The organism is Stieleria sp. JC731 (assembly GCF_020966635.1).
GTDB lineage: Bacteria > Planctomycetota > Planctomycetia > Pirellulales > Pirellulaceae > Stieleria.
This window is the reverse complement of record NZ_JAJKFQ010000001.1, coordinates 125,917-145,238: the sequence shown is the minus strand read 5'-3', so window position 1 is coordinate 145,238 and position 19,322 is coordinate 125,917. Positions and strand designations below refer to the sequence as shown.

General features: G+C 53.1%; 12 protein-coding genes. 5 read left to right on the top strand and 7 right to left on the bottom strand.

Annotated elements, in window-relative coordinates; all coding sequences use genetic code 11:
• Positions 1–8: 8 nt before the first annotated feature.
• Both LOC67_RS00480 and LOC67_RS00475 read right to left on the bottom strand, forming a co-directional pair.
• On the bottom strand, positions 9–500 hold the full coding sequence (locus tag LOC67_RS00480) for a DUF1579 family protein (protein WP_230260356.1): 492 nt from the start codon (positions 498–500) through the stop codon (positions 9–11).
• A gap of 91 nt (positions 501–591) precedes the next feature.
• Complete coding sequence (locus tag LOC67_RS00475; protein WP_230260354.1) at positions 592–918, bottom strand: hypothetical protein; 327 nt, start codon at positions 916–918, stop codon at positions 592–594.
• A 190-nt stretch (positions 919–1,108) separates the two neighbouring features.
• On the opposite strand from LOC67_RS00475, the gene LOC67_RS00470 reads away from it, so the two are divergent.
• Genes LOC67_RS00470 through LOC67_RS00460 form a run of 3 tightly spaced genes read left to right on the top strand, consistent with a single transcriptional unit; the run spans position 1,109 to position 4,215 of the window.
• A complete protein-coding gene (locus LOC67_RS00470; protein WP_230260353.1) occupies positions 1,109–1,906 on the top strand; it encodes a class I SAM-dependent methyltransferase in 798 nt (265 codons plus the stop codon).
• Between the two features lie 4 nt (positions 1,907–1,910).
• Positions 1,911–2,882 carry an NAD-dependent epimerase/dehydratase family protein gene (locus LOC67_RS00465; protein ID WP_230260352.1) on the top strand — a complete coding sequence of 324 codons (972 nt, stop codon included), beginning with the start codon at positions 1,911–1,913 and terminating at the stop codon, positions 2,880–2,882.
• Positions 2,851–4,215 (top strand): glycosyltransferase family 4 protein, encoded by a 1,365-nt coding sequence (locus LOC67_RS00460; protein WP_230260351.1) that lies wholly within the window; start codon positions 2,851–2,853, stop codon positions 4,213–4,215. Before LOC67_RS00465 ends, LOC67_RS00460 begins: the two co-directional genes overlap by 32 nt.
• Positions 4,216–4,243: 28 nt before the next feature.
• On the opposite strand, the gene LOC67_RS00455 is transcribed toward LOC67_RS00460, so the two are convergent.
• Positions 4,244–6,694 (bottom strand): CehA/McbA family metallohydrolase, encoded by a 2,451-nt coding sequence (locus LOC67_RS00455; protein WP_230260350.1) that lies wholly within the window; start codon positions 6,692–6,694, stop codon positions 4,244–4,246.
• Between the two features lie 345 nt (positions 6,695–7,039).
• Here LOC67_RS00455 and LOC67_RS00450 point away from each other — a divergent pair, with 345 nt between their 5' ends.
• Together LOC67_RS00450 and LOC67_RS00445 are read left to right on the top strand one after the other, a co-directional pair.
• A complete protein-coding gene (locus LOC67_RS00450; RefSeq protein WP_230260349.1) occupies positions 7,040–7,822 on the top strand; it encodes a hypothetical protein in 783 nt (260 codons plus the stop codon).
• A gap of 403 nt (positions 7,823–8,225) precedes the next feature.
• Positions 8,226–8,774, top strand: coding sequence for a hypothetical protein (locus tag LOC67_RS00445; protein WP_230260348.1), 549 nt, complete (start codon positions 8,226–8,228; stop codon positions 8,772–8,774).
• A 9-nt stretch (positions 8,775–8,783) separates the two neighbouring features.
• Here the strand turns inward: LOC67_RS00445 and LOC67_RS00440 are convergent, their stop codons facing one another.
• The 4 genes from LOC67_RS00440 to LOC67_RS00425 form a co-directional block, all read right to left on the bottom strand.
• On the bottom strand, positions 8,784–11,912 hold the full coding sequence (locus LOC67_RS00440; RefSeq protein WP_230260347.1) for an Ig-like domain-containing protein: 3,129 nt from the start codon (positions 11,910–11,912) through the stop codon (positions 8,784–8,786).
• A gap of 175 nt (positions 11,913–12,087) precedes the next feature.
• Entirely contained in the window at positions 12,088–16,113 is a 4,026-nt protein-coding gene (locus LOC67_RS00435) for a heme-binding domain-containing protein (protein WP_230260345.1), read from the bottom strand.
• A gap of 279 nt (positions 16,114–16,392) precedes the next feature.
• Complete coding sequence (locus LOC67_RS00430; RefSeq protein ID WP_230260343.1) at positions 16,393–17,607, bottom strand: AAA family ATPase; 1,215 nt, start codon at positions 17,605–17,607, stop codon at positions 16,393–16,395.
• Between the two features lie 125 nt (positions 17,608–17,732).
• Entirely contained in the window at positions 17,733–19,304 is a 1,572-nt protein-coding gene (locus LOC67_RS00425; RefSeq protein ID WP_230260341.1) for a type II and III secretion system protein family protein, read from the bottom strand.
• Between the last annotated feature and the right edge of the window lie 18 nt (positions 19,305–19,322).

The window sequence follows — 19,322 nt, the reverse complement described above, 5'->3', positions numbered from 1 at the left end:
CTTAGCAATCAGAAGTCATATTCCGGCGGTGGTGAGACGCGTAGATAGGTCACCTCAACCGCCTTGGCTTCTTCTCCTTCAGGCGTGACATTGAACGAAGTGATAACGACTTCGTTCTCGTCGGCGAATTCTAAAACGGTTTTCCAGCCCCATTGCGGGTGCCCGTCGCCGACGTCGTAATTGCCGAAAACGGCCAGCTTGTTTTCAAGCCATTCGCCTTCCGAAAACATGATCGCTTCAGACATGTGAAAGCTGTCGACCCAGCTGCATTGCCAACGCCTTGTGACTGGGTTAAAGGCGTAAAGCTCTTCGCCAAAGCGAGCTTTCATTTTGAGCGAACTGCAATACAGATGCCGGATAAACCGATCATTGATCGCCAGCTCAAACGTACCGCTGATCTCGGATTCATCACTTAACACATCGGGCTCAAACCAAGTCCGACAGATCCCCTGCCATTTCCCCGGCAAGCTTTGATATAGCTGCTTTGTTGAATCGAGCATTTCGAAATCTTTGTTCGTGCCAACCATCACGCCAACAAGAACGATCCATTCTAGCGGCCGATGCACACGCCGTGGTCGATTTTGATCTCGGCTAAACGTCGAAGCCTTCTCGCCGAAGGCGTATCGTGGCCCAAGAGCGAACGAAAAACGCGACGATCATCACCGGAATCATCACGACGCCGATTAAGAGCCCCCTGGATATCCCATGGGCGATCATTGCCGGTTCGACCGACTGTTGCTGCATCGCCATTCGAAACGTCATGTAAATTCGCAGCCCTGGCCCAACCACCGTGATAGCAATAGCGGCCCACATCACAGTATTTGCAATGGATTTGGTCTTTAGCAGCGACTTGGGAGGCTCCGGTGTCTCGGGTTCATTTTGGAATTCAAGCTCATAGGGATTTGGCTGGCCGCGCATCGTTTCATCGAGCGAATGACTTAGGTGCCTAACAGGCGAAGGTCCGTCATTCTAGCACAAGCCCCACTTCGGTTTGCGTTTCGATGTCTCTTGCCTATCGTTCCGCATCGCTGCTACAGTCCTGGTGCGGTGCGCGACGCTGATTCTGCGATGCAACGACTTGCGAATACTCTGGAACGGATTCCAACCAATGCTGCAAACCGAAAAGAAAGTGCTTCGATGTGATCAAGGCGTCGATTCCGGGCCCTGCCGAACCGTTTATCAGACTGCGGGAACGCAATGGCTGGAACCGGTACAAGTCAGCGCCCAAACGATTCTTCGGATGGCAACGAGTGACAAAACGCTAGGCTCCATTCGCCAGATGATGAATCGTTTGACCGACGATGATTACCTGACATTTCTGAAAGGCTATTACGACACCGGTCGAGCCAACTTTGGTGACGACTGGTATTACGCCGACCTGCTGACATTTTTGCATGCCGCTGCCACGGTCTTGCGTCCCCGACGCTACTTAGAAATTGGTGTCCGACGCGGCCGGAGCTTGGCTGTCGTTTCATCCGTCGCACCGGATTGCGATGTCACCGGATTTGATCTTTGGATGGAAAACTATGCTGGTATGCCCAACCCTGGCGCCGACTTCGTTTTCGAAGAACTGAGCAACTTGGGACACCGCGGATCGCTCGAATTGATTTCGGGGAATTCGCATGAAACCGTTCCGGCGTTCTTTGATGAGCATCCCGGTTACATGTTTGACTTAATCAATGTCGACGGCGACCATTCCGAAGATGGCGCGCGTGCGGATTTATTGACCGTCATTCCACGCTTGGCCGTCGGTGGCGTCATCGTTTTGGACGACATCACCCATCCCCAACACCTGTACTTAGAAAAGGTTTGGGACGAAGTGATCGGCAACAACCCCGCATTCAGCTCGGCAAAATACCGAGAACTCGGCTACGGTGTCGCAGTCGCAGTTCGTAAACAAGGCTAGTCTCATGGCACCGTCTACCGTTTTGGTCACGGGTGCATCGGGCTTTCTTGGATCGACAATCGGCCGCGTCGTGCGTCCCTTATGTGACCGATTGTTGTTTGTCACCGGATCCAGCAGTCCATCACTTGCGACGGATCTGCCGGACCGCACTTATTCATTTCGATTGCCCGACCATCGCTTGGCAATGATCCTTGCGCGTGAACGTCCACAATGGATCATTCACTGTGCGGGGTCAGCGAGTGTGCGTGCTTCGATCGCCGATCCGAAAGCGGACTTCAAAAACAATGTCATGGTGACAGAGTCGCTTTATGACACGATATCGAAGCACTCGCCGGATTCAAACGTTGTCAACTTATCCAGCGCCGCCGTCTATGGTCAGCCACAAAAGCTGCCGATCACATTGGGAACCCCGGTTAAACCGGTTTCGCCCTATGGCAAACACAAACGACAATGTGAACTGATCACAGACCAGTACCGTCGCCGTTTCGGCATCCACACGGTTAACCTTCGAATATTCAGTTCTTATGGTCCTGGGCTTCGCAAACAAGTGCTATGGGACATCTTCCGAAAGGCCAAGTCGAATTCCGAAGTCACCTTATTCGGCGATGGGACCGAAACGCGAGACTTCGTGTTCTCGCGTGATATCGCAAACTTGATCGGGAACTTGGTAACAACTCCCGAATCACGTCTGCACCTGCATCCGCATTACATCAATGTTGCGACCGGCAGGTCGGTCGAAATCAAAACCATCGCTCAGCTGTTTTTAAAGCAACTGGGCTCGGATCGGCCGCTGCGATTTTCCGGCGAGAGTTCCTCCGGTGACCCAAAGCATTGGGCGGTGGAGATCAATCACGACAGCGACTTTACCATCCAGAACGTCACACCTCTTGAAGACGGCTTAGCGATCTACGCCAACTGGATTCGATCGATTACGGAGAACACTGATGCGGATCGCATTCTGGCTTCTGCAGGATAGTATTCGACAATGGGCAGGATGGGTTGCAGGACTTCACTATGTCCGCAACTGTTTGGAAGGATTGGCAAGCCTGCCCAACGACAGCGTGCCCGAAGTCGTCGCGTTCGTCCCCACAAGCCTACGTGAAAAGCTACTCGCCGGAGCGGCCTTTTCCGATTCATCTTGGTTCCGCATTCACCTGATCGAAGACGAACTGTTGCTGGACCTTTCGCGTCGCGATGAATTGGCCCGTCGCGTCAACGACGAACACTGTGATCTACTTTTTCCTGCGATCACGCCGCCTGCTGTCCCGTTTGATGGCAAGTGCGTCGGTTGGATTACAGATTTACAACACAAACATTACCCCGAGTTTTTTTCCGCAGCCGAATTGCGGCATCGAGACGAACTGTTTTCTTTTTTGTCTGCGACTTGCGACCGAATTGTGTGCAGCAGTGCGGCAGTGCAGACTGACATGCTTCGTTTCTTTCCCGAAGTGGAAGATCGAACTTTCATTCTGCGTTTTCGTACCCATCCGCCCGCATCGGCCATCTCGGGCACACCGGATTCGGTGATGCATGAACTGCAAATCGATGAACCCTACGTTTATCTGCCATACCAGTTCTGGCAGCACAAGAACCATCGTGTCGTTTTTGAAGCCTGGGCGCGACTGCACCAAGAATCGAAAGCACCTTTGTTGGTCTGCTCCGGCGCGAGGGTTGACGGACGAAATCCAGAACACTTCCCTAGCCTAGAGCAGCTGATCGAATCGAATCGGCTTGCCGACCGCATTCGTATCCTTGGAATGGTGCCACGCGAGCAGCAATGGCAGCTCTATCGGAATTCGACGTTTGTTATCCAACCATCACTCTTCGAAGGCTGGAGCACTTCTGTCGAAGAAGCACGCTCACTTGGGAAAACGGTTCTACTTTCTGATATACCCGTTCACCGCGAACAGACAACGTCACCGGACGATATCTTCGAGCCTCATGATGCGGATCGGCTTGCAGATTTAATCAAGGTACGTTTCCAAGATGCACCGACCGGTTATTCACCGGAATCGGAACGCCACGCGATCGAAGCCTCCACGGAGCGACTGCAGGACTTTGGACGCGATTTGGTGCGATTGTTTGAATCGACAATGCAGTGTGACCGCAAACCGATGTCGGCGAGTGTTCTACCACTCCTGCTGTCAGCTCAAAACGAAGCGGCTAAACGCTTGGAAGTCATTGAGCATCTCAAATCCCAAGTCGAGAGCTTGAACTCGGCTCAGCTGAACTCTCAGCCAGGTCATCAGGCAAGCCCTCCACCGCGGCGACGATGGTTTCGTCGCCGACAAATCCGCGCCGACCAGTAAAGCTCTGACCTATTAAGACGACCAATATCTAGTTGCCTGCTGCCTCCTCGGCACGCTGAGCATAGATCGCTTTGGCTTCGTCGTATGCCTGCTTCGCCGCATCCAATTCATCAGGACGAATGTTGTTTCGTTTCTGTGACCAGCAGACGTCCACAGCATCGCGGCACCACAACGCACTGCGGCGGCTAACGCGAATCGGTTTATCATCGACAGTGACGAAAATCGGGTTGCTGTGCATTGATGGCAACACCCGCACGGCGAACCACGTCGATGAATCAATCTCGACATTGAATTGCAAATCAACCGGTTTGCCATCAGCCTCGATCATTTGCGTTCCGACGACATTTCCACCGGCAATCAATTCGACGGGGACTTTGCGGCTATCACCTTGCCGCGCCCTCTCGAGATGCCAATAGGGTTTTTCATCCAATCGCCGCTGTGCGATCGCTCGCCCACGGTCGTCTTGCTTGGCGGGCAACAACGCGGCAACTTGGCAACGGACGGGATGGATCCCCGGTCGCGATAGACGCAGTTCGCTTGAACTGGATTTCGAGTCGCCGCCATCGCCCAAATCTGTATCGCCGACTGAAAACGACAGCAAGTGACACATCCCATCACCAACATAGCTGCGTCCCGCTTTCAGTCCCTGCACCCACTGTTCGTAGTTCAACTGCGATGCATCAGTGACACCGGGAACCTGCACATAGCTGCGTCCCAGTCCGACGCGTTCGCCATAGATACACGGAAAGTCTGTCTCGCCACTAATGCGAGTTCTGAATCCGCTGTTCAGCACGTGATACCAGATATTCAATTCCCAGATCGCTGGTGTATCGACGGCACTGATAAAATCACAAACGTCATGTGCGGCGGTAACGATGTATTCATTCGCGCCGATTCCATCGAACGGTGGCATCGCATAGTCAGGCAACTGATCAGCGGAACGGCCCCGGCCAACGTTACCGCCCCATTTCCGAGGCACACTTCCCCGTGTCCCATCGGGAAGGTAGTCCGGCAGTGCCAAACCCCATCCGCTGTGGCTGTAACCGACAACACCGCCCTGCTCCTTCCCCCAACGCAGAACGGGCAATGTCCATGAGGGCCATTGCTCGATGCGATCTGTGCCCGGATAGTCATCTTCGCGAAGCTGCAACAAACACAAGTGCCCGGCATGCGAGGAAGGGAATCCACTGACTTCGACGTCGTATCGCATCAGGTATCCCGGACGCGATAGCTTTGAAACGCTGCCTTCGAAGAACTGCTTCTGGAAATACCAACACGGCCCCCAACTGAGAACACAGCCGACGTTCAAATCTTCGCCGACGAGGTGCCTCATCATGTCCTCCGGTTGGACGCCTTGGCTAGGATTTTCGTAGTGTGCACACCCCGCCGCGTGAACATGGTGATCGCCCGAAAACCAACCTTGTTCGGCCATATGGATCCAGCGTTTGAGATCAATTTTCAGTTCGGCGGATTTACCAGCTTCGACGTGTAGCTGTTGCTTCGTCTCCAGATATTCCGGTCCTCGATAGGCTGTGACTTGATAAGTCCCCGGCGCAAGATTTACCTGTTCGCCTGAGGATCGATAGACCTGACTGTGAAAAAAGAAATCAGGCGCAAGCCGTCGCGACGGATTGGGGTAAACACGACCGTATTGGTCCGTTACCAACAAACTACATGTGGTTGGCTTCCCATCGTGGTCATGAATTGTCAGCCGAACGGGAACTGACGGTCGGCAATCGAAAAGAACCGAAAATTCATTGCGAAACCCTAAGTCTTGTGTTCCCTGCCCGACGTCCATCGCCAGAGTCGCTTCACGTTTTCCGGAATCGCGACTGTATAGCTGAACGATTCGGTACTCGATCCCCAAGCCACTTAGCCTGGGCTGCAGCGGTTGAGAGTTATACATCGCGATATCAAGCCAACGCCGTTGTGCATCAGCAGGCGTGATTGATAGCTGTGGTTCGGCGGCGGAACTGCTGCGCCGAACCATCGGCGCCGCTTGCGGGCTGGTACAGACCAGCGGTGCTGTCACCCCGGCTTCATTGACGACCTTGATTAGCAGATTTGTCCATCCGCCTTGGTCCAAGACCGCTGCAACCGGACCTGCTGCGACCTTGACGCGACTCTCGGGATTGATTGACACAATGGCCAAACATTTTCTGTCTAGTAGCTCCTGCGTTTCGCGAACGACTTTGGTGTTGTCTTCGCTATGCCAAAGCTCATCAAGCTTCTTTTTATCAGCTCTCGAAAGCGGACTGCCGGCAATCTCCAGTGCCTGCACAAGTCTTTTGACGCCTGCTTCGAAAGGCTGACGATCAACGGTACCGATGATCGGCTCCGGGACATTCACCTCCGAGGCTGGCTGTGCCCAAACCGGTCCTCTCAACACCGCCAACGCACAAACGATCAGCATTGACCGAGAGAGCACCGATGAAACCGATGATTGCCGAAACATGTCCATCTCCAAGTGGCGTCGCATGCAAAAAGCCTTCGCGACATCATCGCAGAGCCGTTCCAGGCATGCAAATTTTGGCGTTAGCGGGACAAGCCAACGGGGCGGTGAATACTCTCAAGCCTGTTATCAAACATTGCAGTCGCGTTGCGACCAATACGGTCGACGAGTAGGCTAAAGGTCGGGTTCTGTCGGAAAGGCTCCCGCAAACACCGAACAGAAACGATGGGCAATCACTGAAATCCCGTATCGGCTGACTTTCATAATTGTTTGCCAATTTCGGTCTCGCGAAAATACGTTTGGGTGATGTGATGCCAGACAGAACCTTTCGTTCTCCATTGACTTCCCCAATTCGCGGTGTTTGGACGCCTGATGATTGAACAGTTTACCGAACGTGTCTTATCGGTACTGCAACGAGAATTCCCGTCTCAAGGGTTCAAACTCGGTGACGAGCCCGGTGTCATTACCGATGGGTCGGTCACGTTTGGGATGTCCAATCTGCTAGCTCAGTTTCAACAGGGCGTTTTCACCGAAGACAAGTTTGACGAAGCGATTCGTGACAAATTCACGCAGATCCTGCGGATGCTATCCAGTTCGACCGAAGCGATCCCTGAGCAATGGGACGACGCCCGAACGCGTCTGCGGGTCCAATTGGTAAGTGCAAAACTGACCAACATCGCCAACGCGATCACGTTTCCTTTTGCCGATGATGTGCATTCAAGCTTGGTAATCGATAGCGATGGCGGATATGCCTACATTCGTCAAGCAGATCTCGATCGTTGGAAGCAAACCGCGATCGATGCGATCGAAATCGGAAAACAAAATATCGTCGCCTCAATGCCACAGCTTCCTATGGCTGTGATGCCAGGTGATGTGCGACTTGCAGCAATCCAAACGGGCGATGGGTACGATGCGGCCCGAATCTTGATACCAGAGATTCGTCAACAAATCATTCTGGAACTGACTGGTGAAACCAACGGCGAAGTCTTTGCAGCGATTCCCAATCGTGACTTCTTAATTGCTTGGCCTACCGATACCGATCCTCAAGTTCATTCGCAACTTTCCGAAACGGTCGCACTCGATGCAAAGCGTCAAAGCCATCCGCTGAGCGAACGTATACTGCGTATCACGAGCGATAAAATTGAGCTTACTTAATACCTGATCTGTTCAGGTGTTAGCGTCCTCTCAGCACCAGTCACCGGGGGAGAAATCCCTTTCGGATGATGGTTTCTACTCAATCAAATCAATCGCTCCACCGCCCCTCAACCCTGGGGGTACTATCTGGTGGCATGAATCAAGGCGATTGGCCACGTACAAGGCCGAAAATGTGAGCGAAATCGCACTGTTTTAGATAAGTGCGGCGCTTTCGAGCACAGGTTCAGCCCAAGGAACGGACACACGTTCGTAACGCGCGACATTGCGAAGGGACGGCAGTCACCGGGATCACCCTCGGTTGACCCTCGAAAACCTGACTGCAATCCGCCGTAATGGAATTCCCCAATTGTCACGATGTGGCAACTTACAAAACTACCAAGTGTCACCAGAGAGGTGAGGCGACATGAGTGAACTCGCACAAGATATCTGTCTCGAAGGCTTGACTCAGTCACTAACCAGCCTTTTCGAACACTACACCAACGGCGAAGTGGATATTCGCTTGCTCGTTGGTGAGGAAGGGCTGCAATCTTCGGAGCTATCAGAAGAGTGCCAATTGGAATTCGACTTGGCCTCGTCAACCATCGAACTTGTTGGAGAAGGCGTCCGATACTTTATCTGCCTTGTTTCTCCCATCAAAACGGTTCGAGGACTGTGCGACGGTGGCGCCAATGATCCGGTCGATTGGATCGGCGAACTTGCCAACCAACTGTTCGGCCGATTTAAAAACCATCTGCTCGAATACGGCGTGGACTCACAACTTGGCATCCCGATCGCATCCGAAGGCGTTCAGCAGAAGTGCATCGCATGCGGCGACGGATCATCGACGTTAGAAATCAAAACCCCAGCGGGCTATGTCTGGGCAGTTTTCAAGCCCGAAGTTGACCCAGATTTGTGCTGGGAACGCGGCAATGCGATCGCAACCTCAGAAGAAGGCAGTATTGAACTGTTCTAGCTTCGATCGTTACTCAGCAACATCCAGCAGTTCGATCACTACGTCGATCGCTTCTGTTGAAGTTCCCCTAGCAGTGATATCCAACGCAAACGATGGATTGACTTCGAAATCAAGCTCGGCCGGATCAGCGACAAAGATTTCACCCGTCAGTCGATCGAGTGAGAAAACTTCATCGACCGCGTTAAGTTCCGCCTGAATTACTGAACGGAAACCCTGGACCGTTTCAGGATTCGAAATCGACTGGCCATTCAAAAAGAACGAAGGCGTCGAGGTCAGTCCCAAGTTTGATGCCGAAGTTCGATCGCGAACAATTCTCGCTTCAAGGTTCGCATCTTGTTGATCGCTGGCGAACTGAGTCAGATCGAGCCCTAATTGCTGAGCGTATCCGTTGAACACCGAAGTCGGATCCGCCAGTGCTCGCCAATCATCTTGGTTTGTGAATAACAGATCGACCATCTCATCGAACTTGCCTTGACGTGCAGCCGCTTCAGCGACAAATGCGGCCTCTTCACTGTTCGGGAACACAAAACTGTTGGTGCTCGAATTGAACAACAGCAGGTGACGTCGAACAACTAAAAGCTCACCGGCAAACTCGGTCTCCAGTTGCTTTAGGGCCGCATGCGCATCTGCACAGTGTGGACATGACAAATCCAGGTATTCGATCAAGACAACCGGCGCCGCGGCATCGCCATGTAAGTGATCCACTGCACCCAAACGTAATTCGGCAGGCATGTTTGGATCATCGACTTCGAAGATCACGGTATCGCCTAACTCGCTTTCTGGATCGATGGTGCCGACCAGGACACCCGCATTCGAATTTTCGTTGATGCTGAACGTGTTTTGATCTGTGACGGTGATCGCGACCGTTACGGGACTTGAGAAGCCGCTTCCGTCGCTAGCTTGATAGGTGAAACTATCATCGCCACTGAAGTCCGCTTCAGGAACATAGGTAAATGAGCCATCGGAATTCAGTGTCAGCGAGCCATGACTAGGACCGCTTGCGACTTGTGCTGTCAGTGTTCCGGAGTCTGGATCGGTATCGTTGGCCAGCACCCCGTTCGCTGCGTTGACAGTCAACGTCTGATCTTCGCCCACCGAATATGCGTCGGCTGTCGCCACAGGAGCATCACCAACGCTGATGGTGACGGTGACATCGGCCGTCGGGAAATTCCCATCATCAGCCCGATAGGTGAATGTATCCGTCCCTGTAAACCCGCTGTCAGGAACGTAAGTAAACGAACCGTCTTCGTTTAATGTAACTGCCCCATTTCCTGGAGTGGTGATCAGCGTTGCGTACAGTGTCTGGCTGTCAGCATCGGTATCGTTCGCCAAAACACCGTCCGCCGCATTCACCACCAGTTCAGTGCCAGCAACGGCGGTATAAGAATCGTTTTGAGCGACAGGCGCGATCTCGTTGGCGTCAAACAAATCTACCGTCACATCGATCGATTCGGATCCACTGCCTGTCGCATTGACAGTGAATTCAAACGTCGGCGTCGTTTCAAAATCCAGTGAATCCGGATCGGCGACTTTAATGTCGCCGGTAAGTCGGTCAAGTGCGAAGACTCGGTCAGAACTATCAACCTCGGTCTGGATGACCGTCGTGAATGCCGACAATGTTTCGGGGTTGGAAATCGCAGATCCGTTCAAGAAGAACGACGGCGTGGAGCTAAGCCCCAAGTCTGCTGCAGATGCGCGGTCTCGATCAATTCGATCGACAATCGCTTGGTCCTGCTGATCGGTTGCGAACTGATTCATGTCCAACTGCAATTGCTGAGCATAGCTGTTGAACAACGTTGCCGGACTCGCTGCGCTTCGCCAGTCGTCCTGGTTAGTCAACAACAAGTCGACCATCCCATCGAACTTACCTTGTCGCCCGGCTGCCTCAGCAGCAATTGCAGCGGCTTCGCTGTTTGGAAAGATCGGAGTGCCGTTGTTCTCAAGAACTAGATGGCGTCGCACCACCAATAGATCACTCGAGAAACTCGTTTGCAGCTGCTTCAGAACCGCGTGGATGTCGGCACAATGGGGGCATGACAGATCGAAGTACTCGATCAGTAGCGCCGCCGCGTCACCTTCACCTGTGTAGTGATCATCGGGAAGCAATCGCAACTGTGATGCGACGGATGAATCGGCAACTTCAAAGACGACCTCGCTTCCAAGACTGCTTGACGCTTCGACTTGCCCAACGAAGGTGCCGGTCGCGGCATTTTCGTCAACCGTAAACTCGTTCTGGCTGGTGACTTCTTCGGTAACGGTGATCGTCACCGTTGCCGTGGACGAATTCACAGTCCCATCGTTCACTCGATAGGTAAACGTATCGGTGCCGAAGAAATCAGCATCTGGTACATATGTAAACGAACCATTGGTTGCCAAAGTCAACGTGCCGTTGCCCGGTGCCGAAACGACGGACGCTGACAACGAATCCCCATCGGCGTCTGAATCATTTTTCAAAACGCCATTGGACGCGCTAACAGTTAGCGTTTGATTCTCTGCAACGGTATAAGCATCAGCGGCTACCGTGGGTGTGTCATTCTGGTTGGGATTCGGATCCGTTGTTGTTGGAGGAGCTTCCGCTGCACCGCTGCGAATCGCATCCGCCAGCTGCTGGTTGCCCGCAAGAGCTTCGCCTTTGGCAACACTCTCTCGCAGCATGGTCGCTTGCGAAGGTGTTGATGCTAAAAACCAAGCCATGTTGACGTAGCCGGGTTTTAACGCACGTTCTGCGAAGTTCACGTTGGCAACGTTCTGATTAGCCGAAACCACCAAGTTGGACACCTGATCGCTGCCAACAACTGCACCCGAATGATCGCTCGACTCTTGCCCATCAACCGTCGCTTCGGGCTGTCGTTGGGAAATGCGATAGGTGCCCGCCGAAAGCTCATCAAATTGATACGAGCCGTCATTGCCGGTCAGCAAAGATTGTTCGACTTGCTCGCCGCCAGTTGTTGTTCCCGAAAGAGTGATCTCGACACCTGGCAAACCATCTTCACCACTGCCATGCACGCCATCACCGTCGCTATCGATGAAGACGAATCCAGACAAACTGGCATCCATCACCATACGTTTTTCGAGGGATTCGAGCAGCATCCCACGGCGGGTGCGGCGACGGACTGGGCGTTTTCGTGAATGGCTCATCTGGTACCGATTGCGAAGGCGTCAGCTTTTGACGGTTGGCGGACATCAAAGTTCCCCCATTTGCCGGTCAGTTCAGGCTAAACGGCAATCTCTTCCTCGTCCACGAAATGTGTCTCAGCGGCACCATCAATGGTCACCAGACACCCTCGTAAACCCGCCAATCGGCACAGTGATACTATTCGACGATCATCTCGCCATTCATGACTTTCCAGTGCCCCGGAAAGGTACAAAGGTACGGATACCTTCCCGGCTGTTTGGGTGCTCGGAAATAAACGGTGAACTCGTCGCGTGGCACCACTACATCGGTATAGGCCAGGACGTCTTCACTGTCGGGAACGTAGTGCCGGAGCGAGGCGTCTGGATCGGAAATCAACCGATCGGCCATTCCCCCGATCCGTTCAAGTGCATCTGGTTTGACCAACGCCCAATTATGTGGAACCACATCCGGATTGCGCAGTGTTAATGCGATCGCCTCGCCCGGACGAACACGAAAGTGACGCGTGCGATAAGACAAGTTGGTTGCCGTTTCTATAACGACTTTCCGTGCATTGTTGATCTTCTTTTGATAGGGATTGGGAACGCTCCGTGTCACCATCGCCATGTCCAAAACGATTGGGTGCGGATTCACTTTCTTTGAAGACGAAACATACCCTGGGATATCAGTACGGTCTTCATCAAGAGCATGCACCGTTGCGAACAAGTCATGGAAGCCACCTGCAGACGACTGAACACGCATATGCAATTGATTCACCGGTTGAAGCTCCGGCAACTCAAGAAACAAAGTCTTGCCATCGTCCAAAATGCTTGCCGATTTGATCGCTAGCGTGTCGTGCCCTCGAACCCCAAGGTGACGCGTTGAGAATTCGGGCGATCCGTATGCAGAGCTGTACCGATAATTCCAAGCCTGAACAAAGTGATTGCCGGGCTCGTGACAGAATTCGGCATCTAGAGTCTGAGCAAACTGAATTGCTACCCCATTGCGATGCACGTGAAATCCCACTGGCATCTGAACCTGATCACCGGTGTAACGAACTCGTGAAAAGCTCCCATCATCAGGCGTATAAGACCCCCAGCCTTGCATTCCGCTGACATACAACTGCCCGTCATGTGGGTTGAACTTGGCTCGGTGAGCACCCGAAGCAAATTCACCTGGCAGTGGCACGGCCGCACCTTGCACCTGACCGGACACCTCATCACGAAGCAGTAGATAGTAGGTACCTGTCCCGAAGGAGAAATGCAGCACCTGATCATCCAGTGGGCCCCAGCGATTGCTCGACACATAAGTTTGCCCACCACTGGAGTTATCAATCCCGCGTGGCAGATACACCAATGGCAGTGAAGGCGACTGATCGTTTATCGGACCGCGATATCCGAAATGCGGTATATCTTTGCCGGCACCAGCAAATGGCTCGACTGGCTTAAAGGCACAAACCATCGACGATGGTGTCCACGACCCTTCTGAACACGGGACCGTTACCGTTCCATCAGGTAATACTCCTAACCCATCGGGATTTCGAAATCCGGTCGCAATGACTTCGGCACGCTGCCCATCGGGCGACAAACGGACGATGCCTTGGTTGCCGGATGCTAGGTAAAAGTAACCGTCACGATCTCGTTGCAATCCACAAATGAAGTCATGACCTGCAGGTGACGTTTCGTACGCGTTGCTAAAGCACTCGTAGAAATCAGCTTCGCCGTCTTCGTTTAAATCATGTAACCGTGTGACCTGGTCGCGACATAAAACGAAGATACCATCCTGATCGATCACCATACCCTGAGGATGGTGAAGACCAGAAGCAAATCGACTCCAGGTTGCATGTTTGGACGGATACTCGAAGCCACTAACTTTCCAAACGTCACCATGCATCGTACAAACGAGCGCCGAACCGTCTGGAAGAAAGCCGTGGCCTCCGCAGAAAAACAAAGCCTTGAAGGGATTCTCCCAAGGCAATTCAATCGAATCGATCGCGTATGGCTTTTGCTCTCCGAGAATGACTTCCGTTTCCAGCGTTGCCGGCCACTGACGAGGCGCATTTGAAAGTCTGCCTGCCAGCGGATGCTCTGCCCACTTTGTTGCATCGATCAGGACTTCACCATCAGCCAATCGCGCCTCGACAAGATACTTGATGGAGTCGGCTTCGTATGCAAACAAGACTCGGTCGCCGAAACGATAAAAGCCTTTGTAATCCGCGTTTGCCGGAGGTGATTGTTTGGGTAACGCTATAAGCTTTCCGTTGGGCGCGATACCGGACAAGAAACCATGACGATGATCCGAGAAACCGACAAAACCTTTGGAGGTGTCTTTGCCATCGTTTTCCCAGCCGGCAACAAAAGTCAGTGACTCGGGATTAAAGCAAACGGCAGTACTTTTAGGCCCACCCAGATCGACACAGACCGAACGCGCAATGGTTTGCTTGCCATCGCGAAAGATGCCCGCGATCATTGACCCCAATTCAGTTTGGTTCCATCGACCATCTGCCCAGACGGAATCGTTCTGGTTGCCCCAATGACCCAAGGATCCACCATCAAGCCCCGGATACTCAGCCAGCAATGACGGAACAATGGACTGTTGCCTGAAGTAATCGGCTTGCTTGGAGTAAAAGTCGTAGACGCGATCGCGATTGACCTGCTCCGTCCAATCAGGATGCAGTTCAGGATTCAAAGGAGCTCGATCGTAGGGGAACTCTTCCGGCGTATGGGCATGACCTTGTGCATGAGACATCACCGAATCGATGACGTCGGCATCAAGGCTTTCGGAAGTTCCCAATGACTTCAAGAATCGCACCATGTCAATGAAGTCTGACTTCGTCATCGTCGCGGCAAGATTGTCGGGCATCAACGTCCCGATTTCGCGACGCGCTTCGATCTCATCGATCTGGATTTCAACGTTCCGCTCTTTACCATTCCCGTCTCTTAACACCAGCAGCTGATCATCTTCGCTAACCACATAGCCTTGAAACGTATTCCCGGAGTCATCCAAGATCGCGTGTGCGACGTACTCTTTGGCAATCAGCCGACTGGGCCATAAAACAGATTCCACAATTTCAGCCGTCGAACGTTGCTTCCCAACTGTTGTCAGATCGGGACCAACGGTTCCTCCATAATCACCGATGCGGTGGCAGGAGACACAAGCCGCTTTGGCGTTCCCAAACGCGATCAATCCTTGTTGCCGATCGCCGGTCTTGTTCGCGAGATTTGAAATCGTCTGAACAAGCTCACTGGAATACTCTGGCGCGATATAGCTGGACTGATCCGCGTCAGTCGGTTTCGACAAAACCGGTTTGGCTTGAGGACGCTGATAGGTCCGCAGCGAAGGCCTTGGTCCAGGAGCCTCGCCAGACAGTTGAGGCAACAACCAGTGCAGACCATCTAAATTGTCTTGCAAACGTTGTTCAACGTCGTCTTGTGTATGCCCGATGATCCCAACCGGACCTTGGTATCCAGATTCGACAAGATCAGTGATCAATCGCAGTTCGGCATCACCTTCGCCGAGCGGTAAGATCTTCTTCCCGTGCTGGTCACCTTCGGCCACCATGCCGTTCAAGTTGAAACACAGCAGGTAGGGCTTCATCAACTGAAGGGACTTGGCAAAGGTATCTAAATGCCCATGACCATGATGCAAGTTGTAAACAATCCCCACATGGTCCGCATCGTGATGGGTGCGAAGGTATTCGCAGACCGCAACCATGTTTTCCGGTTCACCACCCCAACCGCCATGGTTGTACAGTCCGAGCTGACACTTTGCCTGACGTGTCTGTTCAACCAAAGGCAACAAAGCCTTCGATGCCGCAGCGACCTTCGCCGCTTGGCCTTCGACCGCCGGGGATGGGAGCGTCTGCCAAATCTGAGGATGTAGACCGTACTTTTCGAAAAGCTGAAATGCCTTTGGGTGAGCGCCCCAAAATGCGAAATACTCGATTCCGTGTTTTTGATACTCCAGGATTTCCGTTTCAAATTCGGCGACGTGTTCGGCTCGCCAATCGTAGGCAACTCGCTTTAGCCCTAGGCCTTGTAGCATCGCCGCACGCTCGGCAGGGTTACGTTTTTTTGCATCGAAGGGGACGATGCACCAAGCAACCAACTGATCATCTTGCAAGTTTTCGGGAACCGATTCCGCATCTGTCGACGGTAAATTCGGCTGCTGTGCAAAGGCATGACAAAGCGTCAGAGAAACGATGAGCAAGGCGGGGAGAGATCGCATTGGCAATCAAATGCAAAAGGAGGGCGAGGCGGGGATACTCGAACTGCGAACTGGCGTTGCTGTTCGCATATTAGAGTCCCACACTATAACCGAAGGGCGTGGCACAGGTATTTCCGGCACGCAGCGTTTGGGCTTTCATCGGTTTGGCGAGCGCCCCCAGTGGCCAAAACAAAAACGCCGCGAGGAAATTACATCCCGCGGCGTTTTCGATTTTCATTCGCGTCAGACAGAAGATCGCCCCGAAGGCTGATCACCCAGACGACTGGGGTTTGGCAACGACTAGGATTTTGCGGATCCCGGCCAGAACATTTTCCATTTGCTTTCCGAAGACTTGGAGCCTTCGGTTGGCTGGCCAGCCCCTTCTTCGCCCATCAGCTTGCCAGCTAGATCCTTCATCGCTTGTGTGATCGCGGACTTTGGTGCCTGGTTTATCAGTGGTACACCGTTATTGCGAACCTCAACCATCGTTCGATAGTCGTTGGGCAACAACGCATAGATCTCGCGTCCCAGCGTTTCCTTTGCCTTCTTCAAGCTGATCTGGCCCGACTCCAAACCGGCTCGGTTGACCACGATTTCGACTTTGTCCTGTAGCCCGTCGATCTCTTCGAAACTCATCATCAGTCGAACGACGTTACGCAAACATGGTAAATCCAATTGCGTAATCAACAGCACCTGAGACGCGGCTTCGATTGCCGCCATATCCACAGGGCTGTAGGTCTTTGAAAGGTCGATCACCAAGTGCGTAAAGGTTGCCTTCAACAGGCCGATCACTTTCCGAAGGCTTTCGTCGGTGATTCCCTGAGTGTCGTGAAGCTCAACCGGGCGTGGCAGCAGATAAAGACCGCTTGAGTGTTTGGTCAACGACTGCTTTAGCAGCTGGATATCAAGTCGCGAGACATTCTGCACGACATCAGCAAGGGTGTAATCGGGGATCGCATCTAAAAAGACGTCGGCATCGCCCAGTGCCAAATCCAAGTCCAAAAGTGCGACGCTATTTCGATTGTCAGCCGCAAAGATACAGCCAAGGTTCACAGCGGTACTGGTCGTACCGACACCACCGGTCGCCCCTGCAATCGCGATCACTTCACAGCCACGAGCCCCGCCCTCGCTACTGCCGAACTTCTGTTGGCTAACACGCCCCAAGGCCGCAGAAAGATCTTCGTGCGACATCGGCAAGGTAAGAAATTCTCGTGCCCCTGCACGAATCGTCTGAAGAATCAGATGTCCGTCGGTGCTTTCACTCGCCGCCAACAAAACCGTTTCAGGCGAGTCGCCAGCCAATCTGGTGATCAGCCGGATCGCTTTTTCGTTGTCGTTATCGAGCGATATCACACCGACATCGGGTGCGGTCTGCTCGATGATGTCCGGGAAAAACTCATAGCGTGAACAGTCGGCTTCAAGCCAGACTGTATCCATGCTCAACAGCATGCCTTTGAGTGATTCACGTGTATCGTCATTGGGGTCAACCAACGCGATTCTTAGCACATTTGTCATAGCAGATTCACCCGATGGATCATTTCAATTCCTTCATCAATGCCGGGCTTATACTCGTTTCGCAAATCCGGCAATCGTGTGGCATCGATCGCGGGAGATCGATGCCACGTCACAGCCCTGGGCAATCAGTAGCCCTCGGGGGTGCTTACCACAACACCGTCACCGACGACCTTTGGTTGGTCACCTGGGATGACTGCACCTTGCGGAAGGTTGCTGTCGGTGATGGTGGCCCCGGTGGGCATTCCCATCAATTCAGGTGACGAAAGGTTGCCGCGTGGCATCATTGCACCATGCTGCATCACGTTGCTATGGATTAGGCTTTCGCTTGCCGATCGACCTGGATCCGATTCCATCGAGCATCCGTCTCCGCCAAGCAGATTGGGAACTTCGATGTGACCGTTGTAGTACAGATCGTGATCGTTAGGCGAGGCACTGTTCAAACCTGGGCCTCCACGTGGGACTTGATGGGGATCCATCGCGTCGACTAGCTCAGGAGTCACCGTCATCAACAGTTCAACGTCGTTGCGTTGTTCGCGAACATTTCGGAAGAACATTCCGATCGCTGGCAACTCACCCAAGATTGGCGTCATGTGCGTGGTCGCTTCTGTACGGCTTTGCAACAAACCCGCAATCGCGAAAGTCTGTCCAGCCTGAAGCTCAACCGCGGTTTCGACGTAACGCTGACTAAAGGCAGTCACGTTTGTGTTACCAACGATGATCGCACGTGTGTCGTCTGGTTCTTTAACTTCAGGTCGAACTTCCAAACGAATCCGGCCGGGGCCGACGACGAAAGGCAGAAAGTCAACCGAGGTGCCGTACTCTTCGTAGGCGACCGTAACCTGTCCGTTGCCCGATGGAACCGTGTAAGGAACCTTACCACCGACGGTGAAACGTGCAGGTCGACCATGGGTCGCAACGACGGTGGGTTCGGCCAGGTATTTGATCAGGTCTTGTTGACGCAAAGCGTTAATCAGCGTCAAAAACTCTTCACCACTGAAGACGTTCGTCGCATCGCTTTGGGTAATCGCCAGTGGCGCACTTGATGCAAACCGAGTTTGGTCGGTCCATGAAATGTCGACACCAAGTTCACGCAGCTTGGTACGCGAGACTTCCATGATTCGGGTGTGCAACAAAACCTGTTGGACACCGATCACGCGGATGTTGTTAACGACCGTTGGATAGTACTGTTCGACAATCGCGATGGCACGGTCGACATCATCAACGCTTGTGACGTATCCGGAAACGATCGCCGACGCGTTGATGGGCATGACCTTCAGGGTTGCCAGTGGCAACTGAGCCGAAAGGATGCCTTCGATTTCACGAGCATCCGCAATAACGGTGATATTCACCGTGTATTGCTTGTCAGCGGTATCCCAAAGGTTGATTGCGGTCGTCCCTGGGGTCTTCGCAAAGATCTGCAGCTGATTCTGCGAGATCGGTGTCGCACCCAAGACTTCCTCGTTGTGCACTTGGAAGCGAGGAATCTTTGCTTCCAGAGTCAGAATGGAGCTGGACTTGACCAGCATCTGCATCTGCTCAAGGGGACGGGTGATGGTGTGGTTAACCGCACCAGCCGTCATCGCCGAAGTCAATGTTGTTGACTCAGCTTCCTGAGCTCCGGCGCCCGAGGCGAAACAAGTCGCCGAGAGAAGAGCGATTATTTTTAGCGCGGCGGGGCGGACCGCAAATCGGAACATTTCCATCGCAGATGCATC

What these genes read in the sequence shown, in the direction of transcription:
- LOC67_RS00480 (WP_230260356.1), bottom strand. Translation starts at nt 500, where the DNA reads ATGCTCGATTCAACAAAGCAGCTATATCAAAGCTTGCCGGGGAAATGG.
- LOC67_RS00475 (WP_230260354.1), bottom strand. Translation starts at nt 918, where the DNA reads ATGCGCGGCCAGCCAAATCCCTATGAGCTTGAATTCCAAAATGAACCC.
- LOC67_RS00470 (WP_230260353.1), top strand. Translation starts at nt 1,109, where the DNA reads ATGCTGCAAACCGAAAAGAAAGTGCTTCGATGTGATCAAGGCGTCGAT.
- LOC67_RS00465 (WP_230260352.1), top strand. Translation starts at nt 1,911, where the DNA reads ATGGCACCGTCTACCGTTTTGGTCACGGGTGCATCGGGCTTTCTTGGA.
- LOC67_RS00460 (WP_230260351.1), top strand. Translation starts at nt 2,851, where the DNA reads ATGCGGATCGCATTCTGGCTTCTGCAGGATAGTATTCGACAATGGGCA.
- LOC67_RS00455 (WP_230260350.1), bottom strand. Translation starts at nt 6,694, where the DNA reads ATGCGACGCCACTTGGAGATGGACATGTTTCGGCAATCATCGGTTTCA.
- LOC67_RS00450 (WP_230260349.1), top strand. Translation starts at nt 7,040, where the DNA reads ATGATTGAACAGTTTACCGAACGTGTCTTATCGGTACTGCAACGAGAA.
- LOC67_RS00445 (WP_230260348.1), top strand. Translation starts at nt 8,226, where the DNA reads ATGAGTGAACTCGCACAAGATATCTGTCTCGAAGGCTTGACTCAGTCA.
- LOC67_RS00440 (WP_230260347.1), bottom strand. Translation starts at nt 11,912, where the DNA reads ATGAGCCATTCACGAAAACGCCCAGTCCGTCGCCGCACCCGCCGTGGG.
- LOC67_RS00435 (WP_230260345.1), bottom strand. Translation starts at nt 16,113, where the DNA reads ATGCGATCTCTCCCCGCCTTGCTCATCGTTTCTCTGACGCTTTGTCAT.
- LOC67_RS00430 (WP_230260343.1), bottom strand. Translation starts at nt 17,607, where the DNA reads ATGACAAATGTGCTAAGAATCGCGTTGGTTGACCCCAATGACGATACA.
- LOC67_RS00425 (WP_230260341.1), bottom strand. Translation starts at nt 19,304, where the DNA reads ATGTTCCGATTTGCGGTCCGCCCCGCCGCGCTAAAAATAATCGCTCTT.